This is a genomic window from Klebsiella sp. RIT-PI-d, assembly GCF_001187865.1.
Taxonomy (GTDB): domain Bacteria; phylum Pseudomonadota; class Gammaproteobacteria; order Enterobacterales; family Enterobacteriaceae; genus Superficieibacter.
Window position 1 is genome coordinate 244,218 of record NZ_LGIT01000004.1, and the last position, 12,324, is coordinate 256,541.

A 12,324-nucleotide genomic window follows, 5' to 3' on the forward strand; every position below is an offset into this window, starting at 1 on the left:
TATGGCGCATCCATTCATTTACAGCATAGATTATTTTACTGTTTTAGGAATACTTCGCACGCTAAAATTCTTACTAACAACATAATTAATAAGCGCAATCACTTTTTAGATATCAGTAAGTTACTTGATGCATCATTAACATATTAGCCGTAACGCTGGCAAATCATTCGGTGAAAAACCGAAGAAGATATCTGATAAAAAAGGCGTATATAAAGAGGATGAGTGCGAATTTACTTAGGGCGCTATTAATAGCCAGCTGTACAGATAGTATTTCGCATCGAAGCCAGGTCGCTTCATGAGGGTTATTGTTGCGTGTTCATTTTCTGCAAGATGGGAAAAGTCATCAGGTGAAGGCTTGAGGAAAGAATGGGAACCCGCAGGTTCCCGGTAAAGATTATGCCACCGGCTTTTCGCCGTTAATATCCTGATCAACGGCGAAGCAGGCGACCAGCTGGCCGTTGTATTCCTTGAGCTGCGGCTGCAACTGCGTGCAGGGACCAAAGCGACGACGGCAGCGGGCGTTAAACGCGCATCCTGGCGGCGGGTTCAGCGGGCTGGGCAGCTCGCCGGTCAACTTAATACGCTCGCGACGGTCGTCCGGGTTCAGACGTGGCGTGGCGGAGAGCAGCGCCTGGGTATACGGATGCAGCGGGTTTGAGAAAATCTGATCTTTACTCCCCTTCTCCACACAGCGGCCCAGATACATCACCATGACTTCATCGGCAATATGCTCAACGACGGAGAGATCGTGCGAAATAAAGACGTAGGAAAGCCCTAAATCCTGTTGCAGATCCATCATCAGGTTTAGCACCTGCGCGCGAACGGACACGTCGAGAGCGGAAACCGGTTCATCGGCAATTACCACGTCGGGATCGAGCATCAGACCACGGGCGATCGCAATACGCTGGCGCTGGCCGCCGGAAAACATATGCGGATAGCGATCGTAATGCTCGGTTTTTAACCCGACTTTCGCCATCATTGCCAGCGCTTTTTCACGGCGTTCGGCTTTGCTTAACGGGCTGTTAATCATCAGCGGCTCTTCCAGAATCTGCCCCACTTTTTTGCGTGGGTTCAGTGAGCCGTACGGGTTCTGGAAAACGATCTGAATTTTCTGCCGACGCAGTTTCTGCGCCTGCGGATCGTGCTTGAGCAGATCCTGACCCTGAAAGTAAAGCTCACCGCCGGTTGGTGTTTCAATCATCGTCAGCAGGCGGCCCAGGGTGGATTTCCCGCAGCCGGATTCACCCACCACCGCCAGCGTTTTACCGCGCTCAAGGTTAAATGACACGCCGTCCAGCGCCTTGACCAGCCGCTCAGGGGCGAACAGCCCCTTTTTCACCGGATAGTGTTTCTTCAGGTCGATAGCCTGCAACAATGGCTGTTGCGGGATGGCCTCTTGCGTACTCATAGTGTGGGCCTCCCGGCATCATCAAGTGGATAGTGGCATTTCGACTGGCGACCGTTATCAACCGTATTCAGCGCAGGTTCTTCTGAACGGCAACGATCGGTCGCATACGGGCAGCGCGGGTTGAGCAGGCAGCCATTGGGACGGTCGTATTTCCCCGGCACCACGCCCGGCAGCGAGGCCAGACGCGCTTTGTCCTGTGCAAACTCCGGCAGAGCACGTAGTAAGGCCTGGGTGTAAGGATGACGCGGCGCGCGGAAAATCTCCGTCGATGCGCCCGTTTCCACCACCTGACCGGCATACATCACGATAATCTTATGCGCCGCTTCTGCCACCAGCGCCAGGTCGTGAGTGATCAGGATCAGCGCCATGTTCTCTTTCTGCTGCAGTTCCAGCAGCAGTTCGATAATCTGCGCCTGAATGGTGACATCCAGCGCCGTCGTTGGCTCATCGGCAATCAGCAATTTAGGCCGACAGGCGATCGCCATGGCAATCATGACACGCTGGCTCATCCCACCGGAAAGCTGATGTGGATAGACGTCAAGGCGCGAGGCCGGATCGGGAATACCGACCAGGTTCAGCAAATCAATAGCCCGCTGGCGACGCGTTTTCTTATTGCCGCCCTGATGCACTTTAATCGCTTCCATAATCTGGAAACCGACGGTATAGCACGGATTAAGACTGGTCATCGGGTCCTGGAAAATCATCGCCACTTCCGAGCCCACCAGATTACGTCGGGCTTTTTCGGATATGCGCTTTAAATCCTGACCGTTGAACTCCAGATTATCCGCCATTACCCGGCCGGGATAATCAATCAGCCCCATAATCGCCAGTGAACTGACGGATTTACCCGAGCCAGATTCGCCGACAATCCCGACAACTTCGCCCTGGTTTACGCTATAGCTCACGCGGTCTACCGCGCGAAACGGTGTTCCTTCGTCACCGAAGTGCACCGATAATTTATCTACATTTAATAACGCCATCTCGAACCTCTTACTGCTTGAGTTTGGGATCGAGCGCGTCACGCAGACCGTCACCCATCAGGTTAAATGCCAGCACCGTCAGCAGGATCGCCAGACCCGGGAAGGTCACGACCCACCAGGCACTTTGTGCGAACTGCAACACGTCGGAGAGCATGGTGCCCCACTCCGGTGTTGGCGGCTGCGCACCCATGCCAAGGAAGCCAAGGGCGGCCATATCGAGAATGGCGTTAGAGAAGCCGAGCGACGCCTGAACGATAAGCGGCGCAAGACAGTTGGGAAGAATATTAACGAACATTTGACGCAGTGCGCCGGCTCCCGCAACGCGCGACGCGGTAACGTAATCGCGGTTTACTTCCACCAGCACGGCAGCACGTGTCAGACGCACATAGTGCGGAAGCGCGACAAACGTCAGCGCCAGCGAGGCGTTGACTATCGACGGTCCGAATATCGCCACCAGCACCAGCGCTAACAGCAGGCTTGGCAATGCCAGCATGATGTCAACGATACGCATGATGATATTGTCGATAAACCCGCCGAAATATCCCGCCACCAGGCCCAGAACAACACCCATGATCAGTGACAGAACGACGACCAGACAGCCGACCAGCAATGACAGACGCGCGCCGTACATCAGACGCGACAGCGTATCGCGACCCACGTCGTCTGTACCGAGGATATGTGCCCAGCTGCCGCCTTCCTGCCATACTGGCGGCGCAAGTAGCGCATCGCGGAACTGCTCCGCCGGATTATGCGGCGCAACGACGTTGGCGAAGATGGCAATTAACACCACTACAACGACATAAACCAGGCCGACAACCGCGCCTTTATTGCGCTTAAAGTAGTGCCAGAACTCCTGGAACGGCGTCATCGGTACGGGTGCGACGATAACTTTATTTTCAGTAACCTGTGACATGACGGCCCCTTACTTCTTATGACGAATACGCGGGTTCACCACGCCGTACAGCAAATCGACCAGCAGGTTAACGAGGATAATCATCGTCGCCACCAGCAATACGCCACCCTGCACTACCGGATAATCACGACGCTGTAGCGCGTCGATCAGCCAGCGACCCAGGCCAGGCCAGGAGAAGATAGTTTCCGTCAGGATCGCCCCTGCCAGCATCGTACCGACCTGCAAACCGATCACCGTGACTACCGGCAGCATCGCGTTACGCAGCGCATGAACGATGATCACCCGCATCCGCGTCAGACCTTTCGCCCGCGCGGTACGAATATAATCCTCACCCAGCACTTCCAGCATGGAGGAGCGCGTCATACGCACAATCACCGCCAGTGGAATGGTACCGAGCACCATCGCAGGCAGGATCATATGCGCCAGCGCATCGATAAAGTTGCCCTCTTCGCCCCAGATCGCGGTATCAATAAGCATAAAACCGGTGAGCGGATTGGAGTCGTCAAGGAACACCATGTCGCTCACACGCCCGGACACCGGCGTCAGGTTCCACTGTACCGAAACCAGCATAATCAGCATCATGCCCCACCAGAAAATCGGCATGGAGTAGCCGGTCAGCGCAAGGCCTACGGCAGTATGATCGAAGATGGAACCGCGTTTTACTGCAGCCAGCACGCCCACGGGAATACCGACGGCGACAGCAAAAATCATCGCGCAGACGCCGAGTTCCAGCGTCGCCTGGAAGCGCGGCACGAACTCTTCCCACACCGGGAGGCGGCTTTTAAGCGAGATGCCTAAATCACCGTGCATCACGCCCCAGATATAGTTGACATACTGCTGCCACAACGGCTTATTCAGGCCGAGTTCAGCCAGCAGTTGCGCATGGCGCTCAGGGGAAATACCACGCTCGCCTGCCATGATCATCACCGGATCGCCGGGGATCATATGGACAAAGGCAAAGGTGAGAAGGGTAATACCGATAAATGTCGGGATCACAAGTCCCAGACGTCGGAGGATGAACTGCAACATAACCCGGATTCTCTCTAATGACGTCTTACCTGGAGATGAGACGTCTGTATTGCTCACAAATCTCTTTCCGCCCAATATGGCGATACGGAAAGCACTGCGCCGGATGACGCTACGTTTACCCGCCTGCATCAGCAGGGGAATAAGCGCAGCGCCGTCAGGCATGGGGACTTACGCCCCCTCACTTTTTTAATTATTCAACAGACACGTTTTCGAAGTGGTGTTTGCCCAGCGGATCGACAACATAGCCTTTCACTTCCTTACGCACTGGCTCATACACAGTAGAGTGCGCCACGATCAGTGCCGGAGCCTGTTCGTTCATCACCACCTGAGCCTGTTTGTAAAGTTCGATACGCTTGTTGTGATCTTCGGTAGCACGCGCCGGCTGGATCAGATCTTCAAACGGCTTGTAGCACCATTTGGAGTAGTTTGAACCTTGTTTTGCCGCGTCACAGCTAAACAGGGTCGCGAAGAAGTTATCCGGGTCCCCATTGTCGCCGGTCCAGCCCATCATCACGGTCTGGTGTTCGCCCGACTTCGCACGCTTCAGATACTCACCCCATTCGTAGGTGACGATCTTCGCCTGCACGCCCACTTTTGCCCAGTCAGCCTGAATCATCTCGGCCATACGGCGAGCGTTCGGGTTGTACGGACGCTGCACCGGCATTGCCCACAGATCGATGCTAAAACCATTTTCCATACCGGCTTCTTTCAGCAGCGCTTTTGCTTTTTCCGGATCGTAGGTGTAATCCTTAACGTCGTCGTTATAGCTCCACATCGTTGGCGGGATCAGGTTTTTCGCTGCCACGCCTGCGCCCTGATAAACCGCTTTGATGATTGCGTCTTTGTTGACCGCGTAGTTCAGCGCCTGACGCACTTTCACATTATCCAGCGGCTTTTTCTCAACGTTGTAAGAGAGATAGCCCACGTTCAGGCCAGCCTGCTCCATCAGGTTGATGTTTTTATCCTGTTTCATGCGCGCGATGTCTGCCGGATTAGGGAATGGCATGACCTGGCACTCATTTTTCTGCAACTTGGCGTAACGCACGGAAGCGTCAGGCGTGATGGAGAAAACCAGACGGTCGATCTGCGGTTTGGTGCCCCAGAAGCCATCGAACGCTTTATACAGAATACGGGAGTCTTTCTGATACTGCTGAAGCTGGAACGGACCGGTGCCGATAGGGTTCAGATCCACTTTATCCGGGGTGCCGGCTTTCAGCATGTTGTCCGCATATTCTTTCGACAGAATAGAGGCAAAGTCCATTGCCAGGTCGGCCAGGAACGGTGCTTCCGGACGGGTCAGGATGAACTGAATCGTATTGTCATCGACTTTTTTCACTTCGCTAATCAGCTCCGGCAGGCCCATGCCTTCGAAGTATTCATAGCTGCCGCCCGATACTTTATGGTACGGGTTGCTTTCGTTTTTCTGACGATCGAATGTGAACACGACGTCATCAGCATTGAACTCACGCGTCGGTTTGAAATCTTTGTTGTCCTGCCACTTCACGCCTTTACGCAGGTGGAAAGTGTAGGTTTTGCCGTCTTCGCTGACTTCCCATTTTTCCGCCAGACCAGGAATGACCTCGGTGGTGCCGATTTTGAATTCGACCAGACGGTTATAAATCGGTACAGAGCTGGCATCGTACGTTGTGCCAGAGGTAAACAACTGCGGGTTAAAGCCTTCAGGAGAACCTTCTGAGCAATACACCAGCGTCTTCGCCTGAACGCTTGCTGCGATAGTCATAGCCAGCAGGCTTAAACCAAGCTTCAGCATCCCTGACTTCTTCAAGGAAATACTCATTCTTCTGCTCCAATGTGATGGGTGTTGTGTTTACCCCTGCAACGGGGTCATACCGCCAGCCTTTATTTATAATTTCACCGGTCTGGTCGGTAGCAATGGGGACGGGAGAATCCGTGCAATCGATTGATTGAGTAGCAGTACAGATCGTCCGTGAAATGCCCCTCATGGCCTACAATCTGTCAACAGAATGTCAAAACGTCAATACAGGTAACCAGGTTTTACACCCGGGATGAGAATCACCAAACAAAGATTAAAAAAAGTTCAAGCCACTATTTTCAGCAGGGAAATTTATGCTAGCGGCATGCAGCCAGAGGATTATGCTGGTTATGACTTGTAAAGCAGTTGTTAACTTTTGAACATATTATGAAAAATTTCTTGCATAATGGCGATTATCTGAGCGATTAATACCGCGAACGTTAAAACGCACAGCGGAAAATGCTGGCGTATCCATAAGTAACGCGAAAAAAAGTTGATGTATATATAAAAAAATACAATGGATTATGTCACAAAATGGGCACAAGGCAGCGAGAGACTCGCCATAAGGATTGTTACTCATATCTGCATGCCACCAGGACGAAAAATCACGTTAAATGGTAGAAAGTCCCTTTGCCGGGTGAATCGAAAGATGGAAGACATCATTCTGTCCTTGTGGTTATTATGGATTTTATTATCAATACAAATCAAAAAAGAGAGGATGAGTCATCTAATATGCCAGTAATTTCCAATAACTTTATCCCTCCGCAATCTAATCGGGAACTCACCGATAATGTCAGTGAAAAAAGTCAAATATCCGGCGCCAGGGGTTCAGATTTACGTTTCGTAGATAACCCCTCTCCCCGGCATGTAAAAGATTTTGCCGCGCTAAGTGCGCTTAATATCAAGGCAAATGTCTTGTTAAATAGCGATGACCACTCAGTGCCGATCCATATGAAAGATCCCTCTGCGTTAATAGACGCTATTGATAATAATATCTCTCAGATGGCAAAGGAGTGGGGAGTTTCAATTCAGGATGTTGAAGCCGTGATAGGCACAAGTAAGGGTATAACAGAACCCGTTTGCGGGATTACGGCAAATACCATTATGAAATTGTTCCTGGACAACGATAATTTTAGCTACCGCTTTGAAAATGGACACTCGCTGTCACTTTCTCAACTTCAGGAACAACTAACGTCTTTACCATCTGATAAGAATTTTATTTTACGGGTGACTGACGGGGCACTGGGACATGCATACGTTATCGATTTGCCTGCCAGCCCCAGTCCATGCCGTGAAGTTTTCTTGTACCAGTCAGATTTAGGTGATGGTGTAACCCGGACGCTGCGGTTTAAAGACTGGATGAATCAAAAAGGTTCGCGCCCTATTTCGCTGGACGACATCAACGCGCATTTCACCGGCATGGTACAAAACCACAACGATCTGGCCCGGATCGCAACATTATTTGATGTCGATGGCGACGTCAAAATGATGCGTGCAGAACATCTTATTTCACATAAACAGGGTGAGTTTAACTTTCAGCTATTCGAATACGATCTCAAGAATCTTGAGAACAATATGTCGATTATTAAATCCCACTGTCATTAGCTGATTCAATGGCTATCCGTTCGAACCTCCCTGCCCCCGGAGGTTCTCATCCTGTTGGCTTCAGATGTAAAAAAGCCTGCTCGTGAGCAGGCTTTTCAAATTTGGTCGGTGCCAGAGGATGACTCGCCACTGCGTGGCTCGCCCTGCGGGTCGTTGCTGGCGCAACGTTCTCTCGCTGCGCTCGGGTCGAACCTCCCTGCCCCCGGAGGTTCTCATCCTGTTGGCTTCAGATGCAAAAAAGCCTGCTCGTGAGCAGGCTTTTCAAATTTGGTCGGTGATAGAGGATGACTCGCCACTGCGTGGCTCGCCCTGCGGGTCGTTGCTGTCGCAACGTTCTCTCGCTGCGCTCGGGTCGAACCTCCCTGCCCCCGGAGGTTCTCATCCTGTTGGCTTCAGATGTAAAAAAGCCTGCTCGTGAGCAGGCTTTTCAAATTTGGTCGGTGATAGAGGATTCGAACCTCCGACCCCTTCGTCCCGAACGAAGTGCGCTACCAGGCTGCGCCAATCACCGAATGCGGGCGCATCTTACTGCGCGGTCAGGCACCCGTCAATCCTTTACCTTAAAAAAGCGATTCGATCGGCGAGAAACTCACCGGACCGGTGACGTATTCGCTGTTGCAGGTAAACGACACCAGTTATTGTTCTGGTTAATCCCGCCGTCCGGAGAGGTATAGCCCAGGCACCCCATAATGGTGTCGAACAGTTCAACATGATGGCGCGGAACTTTCATCTGCGCCTGAGCCTTCATATGCGCCATCGCCTGTGCGTGATCCGGGTTCTCCAGATACTTATCAGACATCCATACCATCATCGGCACACGGAACTGTTCAGGCGGAGCCATGTTGCGCGGCGTGCCGTGCAGATGCTCTTTCTCGTTGATCGATTCTCCGTGGTCCGCAGCGTAAAATACAATCGCTTTTTTATCGCGAACCTGGTCGATAACGTTGCTGATAAAGTAATCAACATAGCTGACCGAGTTATCGAAGGAGTTGATCATCTGCGCTTTTGAACAGCCGCCGTCAACACCCATACATTCTGGCGTCCACTGGGCAAAACTACGCGGATAACGCTGCGTGTAGTTAAAGTGTGAACCCTTGGTATGCAGGATAATCAGGTGTTTGCCGTCAACATTATCCTGAAGTGAGCGCTGCATTTCATCCACCAGCAGCATATCGTCGACAGGCTTGCCGCGATTACGCGGTTCCGCGCCAATCTGTTCACGATAAGAGATGTTGTCTGCCATGGTATTACTGTAAAACCACATCTCGCTCTGCATCGCGTAAAGGTCGGAACTGAAACCAAGCTGCTTCAGGACGGCAAAAATATTCTGCTCTTTTAGCGTGCGCTGGGGATTATCTTCCGCACCGCCCGGTCTTACAAACATGCAGCGTAAAGAGAGCTTGGTCGCCGTATCGCAGGAATAGCCGCGGAAGGCCGCGAGGTTTTTCTCCTGAGACAGTCGCGGCGTGGTATTACGCTCGTAGCCGAAAATCCCCATGTGATCCCAGCGGGTGGTTTCCCCGATGATAAATACGACATACGTATCATCCAGATCTTTTGGCGCTTGCCAGGTGAATTTCTTCGCCGGATTCATCAGGGATTTATTATCCGCAGATTCATCGACCTGTGCCCAGGCATACAATCCTAATGCAGATATCCAGTTAGAAGGCAGATAAGAGTTCGCCACCACGCCGCCATAGCTGGGAAGATCGACGCCCGTCCGGTGCTCCACTTTCTTCTGCTGCATATCCAGCAGACGAATCGGTGCCCAGACCAGCACGCCGGCTATCAGCACCGCCGCAATGCTGCCAAGGCGCTGACCCGGCGTGCGTAGCTGACGCATCAGCGTATAAGGACTGCGATTACCCCAGATAAACACCAGCGGCAGGATACTGACGCCGATCATCCACAGAATAAAATGCAGGCCTACGACTTCTTTAGAGAGGTCGATATCAGTGGTCATTACCGATGCAATAATACCGTAACCGATAACGACATTAAGGAAGGTCATATAGTAGCTTGCCGCGGCAGAACAGAGCACCAGCAGGGTAACTAAAATACGCCAGACCCGGCGGCCGAGAAGTGATAAAAGTCGGAGCAGGAAAAAAGTGACCAGCACAGTCGCAATCAGTTCAACCGTCGCGGCAATGCCTTTCCAGAGGGTAAAATCTTGCGCGTAACTGTCGAACCGACGAATAAAAACAGCGCAATTCATAAAGAGACCAATATAGATGGCCAGTAGAAGACTCAGCGTCTGCTGAGACATCCCTTTAATATATTTCATGCAACAACCTGGAGAAAAGGACTTATAAATCAGCCAGCATCCGCGTGCAGGCTAAAGAAGGCGCATCATCGCTGTTTTTAGAAACGTTCAGGCGCGGATAAGTAGACCACAGGAAAAGTGAAAAGTGTCCAGGAGAAATGTGATCTGACCAATTATTTTTGTAAATAATCGGTCAGATAGAGGCAGGAAAATTAGCAGGCTAATGAAAGCGTTATATTACGACCTTTAATATGAGGCATGTGCTTCATGGTAAACCTCGCGCTGCGGCTGACGAATAGTCGTAGAAAGCGCCAGCGAAAGAATAAGCAGGGCGAATATAACGCAGAAGGTCACATAGAAACCGCCAAACAGCGAAGCGATGATAGATCCGCAGATGCTGCCGATACCGAAGCCCAGATAAATTACACCGTAGTTTTTCGCCAGGTTGTTAAGGCCGAAGAATTCGCTGACCAGTGACGGGAAGACGGTAATAGTGCCGCCGAAGTTGAACGCCACACAGGCGATAGCGGCAAAGAAAGTGACTTCGTTTAATGGCGCAAAAAGGAGCGCTGCCATCCCGACTAATGAAATGACCTGACCGATGGTGATAACACGGATTCGGGCGATTTTGTCTGACAGGATCCCAAGAACCAGACGGCCGCTCAGGTTAGCAATAGAGATAATAGTGACAGCGTTAGCGGCGGTTGCCACATCCAGATGCACCATACCCTGAGCGATATCTTTCGCCACACCAATGACATACAGACCGCTCATACAGGCCGTCAGGAACATGACGGCCAGCATCCAGTACTGCGGTTTCCGCATCGACTCTGCCAGCGTAAAGTCGCTTTCTACTGCACCGTTGACCGTTTTTACTTCCTGCTGTGGGGCATCTTTCATCAACGTCGAACCGGCAACAATCATCACCAGAACAATTGCGCCCCAGATCATAAACGTTTTCTCGAGTCCGACGGTTTCCAGAAGATGGCTGTCGATAAATTTAAAACCGAGGCTGCCAAGGCCGTAAGAACCAATCGCCAGTGCAGAGATCACGCCTTTACGTTCCGGAAACCATTTTACGCAGTTGGAGAGCGTCAGCAGATAACCAGCTCCATCTGCAAGGCCCACCAGCAGTCCGGCGCTCAGCCACAGCATCATCAGGTTATTGGCATGTGCCGTCAGAAAAAAGCCAACGCCGAGCATAATTCCCGACGCCATGGTGACGCGTTTAACGCCAAAGCGTTCCTGAAGTTTACCGGCAACAGAAGAGGAAAGTGCCAGGCCGAGACTCAGCAAACCAAACGAAAAAGCAACCTGGCTTATTGGCTCGTCCAGTTTAGTGGACAGTGCGCCGTTGAACAGGCTCCAGGTATACACTGAACCCAGCGCAAACTGAGTAATAATAGTGCCGAATAGCGTTAACCAGCGGGTACGATTGTAGGTTGATGTGTTCATGGCGGGTGTCCAGGTCATCAAAATTAAAGGATTTCACTGCCAGCAACGATAGCGAAATCCTTTAAATACCTGGGGGAAAACGGCATGAAGTGCAGCAGAGACGGAATGAACTGCATCTAATACAGAATGAATAGCATTGCATTCAGGTCATGCCGCGTCAGAATCGTGCGCTTACACCCATCGAATAAAGGTAGTTTGCCCCCACATTGGTATTTTCTGCCTGCGAGAGCGCGGCATAGGCTGCCAAATGAGGATTGAGCAGGACATCTGCGCCAATCGTGACGTCCATCCAGTTGCCTTCCTGATCGTACGCGCTCATTCGGGTAAGACCAGACTGCGATTTCCATAGATTATCGCCAAATTGCTGGTTATAACGAATTTGCGCCCACGGGCGAAGATCGCCCATACGCGAGTCCACGCGCCAGCCGAGCGAACTAACACTGGCATGCCAAAGCGGATCAAGCCCCTGATTGACTACGCTGTCGCCAAACTCGTTATAGATGGAGGCCGACGATCCATCGTAATGCCATGCGGCTACCGGCCCGGTGGTCACATTCTTGCGCAACGCAATATTCCAGCCCAGACTCATTGAGCTGGTCGCATCCAGTGGGGTACTGTCCGGCATATTCAGCGCCAGACCGGGAATGTTTTGCGCAGACCGTATCCGCTCTGCGAGGATGTCATTGTAGTCAGGTTGGTGATCGTTATCCCATGTATAACGTTCCGGCGTATTACTTTGTCGCTCATCAACGATATATTCCTGTTGCCAGGCTTGTGCGGTATTTACCCAGAGCAAACAAACGGACATCGCGGTAAGGAGCATTACGCCCCTGCGATTACTTCGCTTTTTTATGATCATCAAAGCGACTCCTGAAAAGAGCCAAATTTGGCAATTTT

General features: G+C 51.7%; 9 protein-coding genes, 1 tRNA gene and 2 other RNA genes. 1 reads left to right on the forward strand and 11 read right to left on the reverse strand.

The features are described from left to right. Positions 1 to 394 precede the first annotated feature (394 nt). From dppF to dppA, 5 genes are all read right to left on the reverse strand, one after another. On the reverse strand, positions 395 to 1,408 hold the full coding sequence (gene dppF, locus AC791_RS04330) for a dipeptide ABC transporter ATP-binding subunit DppF (protein ID WP_049839253.1): 1,014 nt from the start codon (positions 1,406 to 1,408) through the stop codon (positions 395 to 397). Continuing rightward, positions 1,405 to 2,388 carry a dipeptide ABC transporter ATP-binding protein gene (gene dppD / locus AC791_RS04335; protein WP_049839254.1) on the reverse strand — a complete coding sequence of 328 codons (984 nt, stop codon included), beginning with the start codon at positions 2,386 to 2,388 and terminating at the stop codon, positions 1,405 to 1,407. The genes dppF and dppD overlap by 4 nt, the downstream gene beginning before the upstream one ends. Positions 2,389 to 2,398: 10 nt before the next feature. After that, positions 2,399 to 3,301, reverse strand: coding sequence for a dipeptide ABC transporter permease DppC (gene dppC, locus AC791_RS04340; protein WP_049839255.1), 903 nt, complete (start codon positions 3,299 to 3,301; stop codon positions 2,399 to 2,401). A gap of 9 nt (positions 3,302 to 3,310) precedes the next feature. Then, positions 3,311 to 4,330 carry a dipeptide ABC transporter permease DppB gene (dppB, locus tag AC791_RS04345; RefSeq protein WP_049839256.1) on the reverse strand — a complete coding sequence of 340 codons (1,020 nt, stop codon included), beginning with the start codon at positions 4,328 to 4,330 and terminating at the stop codon, positions 3,311 to 3,313. 190 nt (positions 4,331 to 4,520) lie between these two features. Continuing rightward, positions 4,521 to 6,128 (reverse strand): dipeptide ABC transporter periplasmic-binding protein DppA, encoded by a 1,608-nt coding sequence (dppA, locus tag AC791_RS04350; protein ID WP_049839257.1) that lies wholly within the window; start codon positions 6,126 to 6,128, stop codon positions 4,521 to 4,523. A gap of 708 nt (positions 6,129 to 6,836) precedes the next feature. On the opposite strand from dppA, the gene AC791_RS04355 reads away from it, so the two are divergent. Then, a complete protein-coding gene (locus tag AC791_RS04355; RefSeq protein ID WP_049839486.1) occupies positions 6,837 to 7,709 on the forward strand; it encodes a cycle-inhibiting factor in 873 nt (290 codons plus the stop codon). Between the two features lie 102 nt (positions 7,710 to 7,811). On the opposite strand, the gene AC791_RS19540 is transcribed toward AC791_RS04355, so the two are convergent. From AC791_RS19540 to AC791_RS04375, 6 genes are all read right to left on the reverse strand, one after another. After that, positions 7,812 to 7,946: non-coding RNA, RtT sRNA (locus AC791_RS19540), on the reverse strand. Positions 7,947 to 7,977: 31 nt separating this feature from the next. Then, positions 7,978 to 8,112: non-coding RNA, RtT sRNA (locus AC791_RS19545), on the reverse strand. A gap of 31 nt (positions 8,113 to 8,143) precedes the next feature. Then, a tRNA-Pro gene (locus AC791_RS04360) sits at positions 8,144 to 8,220 on the reverse strand. Positions 8,221 to 8,298: 78 nt separating this feature from the next. Next, complete coding sequence (gene eptB / locus AC791_RS04365; protein ID WP_049839258.1) at positions 8,299 to 9,993, reverse strand: kdo(2)-lipid A phosphoethanolamine 7''-transferase; 1,695 nt, start codon at positions 9,991 to 9,993, stop codon at positions 8,299 to 8,301. A 225-nt stretch (positions 9,994 to 10,218) separates the two neighbouring features. Continuing rightward, the gene (locus AC791_RS04370; RefSeq protein ID WP_049839259.1) at positions 10,219 to 11,427 is read right to left on the reverse strand and encodes an MFS transporter; all 1,209 of its coding nucleotides are present in this window, start codon (positions 11,425 to 11,427) and stop codon (positions 10,219 to 10,221) included. Positions 11,428 to 11,584: 157 nt separating this feature from the next. Beyond that, positions 11,585 to 12,286: an autotransporter domain-containing protein gene (locus tag AC791_RS04375; RefSeq protein ID WP_049839260.1), complete on the reverse strand. Its 702-nt coding sequence runs from the start codon at positions 12,284 to 12,286 to the stop codon at positions 11,585 to 11,587. Between the last annotated feature and the right edge of the window lie 38 nt (positions 12,287 to 12,324).

Bases quoted from the DNA above. Each gene is read 5' to 3' on its own strand.
- dppF (WP_049839253.1), bottom strand. From the start codon at position 1,408: ATGAGTACGCAAGAGGCCATCCCGCAACAGCCATTGTTGCAGGCTATC.
- dppD (WP_049839254.1), bottom strand. From the start codon at position 2,388: ATGGCGTTATTAAATGTAGATAAATTATCGGTGCACTTCGGTGACGAA.
- dppC (WP_049839255.1), bottom strand. From the start codon at position 3,301: ATGTCACAGGTTACTGAAAATAAAGTTATCGTCGCACCCGTACCGATG.
- dppB (WP_049839256.1), bottom strand. From the start codon at position 4,330: ATGTTGCAGTTCATCCTCCGACGTCTGGGACTTGTGATCCCGACATTT.
- dppA (WP_049839257.1), bottom strand. From the start codon at position 6,128: ATGAGTATTTCCTTGAAGAAGTCAGGGATGCTGAAGCTTGGTTTAAGC.
- AC791_RS04355 (WP_049839486.1), top strand. From the start codon at position 6,837: ATGCCAGTAATTTCCAATAACTTTATCCCTCCGCAATCTAATCGGGAA.
- eptB (WP_049839258.1), bottom strand. From the start codon at position 9,993: ATGAAATATATTAAAGGGATGTCTCAGCAGACGCTGAGTCTTCTACTG.
- AC791_RS04370 (WP_049839259.1), bottom strand. From the start codon at position 11,427: ATGAACACATCAACCTACAATCGTACCCGCTGGTTAACGCTATTCGGC.
- AC791_RS04375 (WP_049839260.1), bottom strand. From the start codon at position 12,286: ATGATCATAAAAAAGCGAAGTAATCGCAGGGGCGTAATGCTCCTTACC.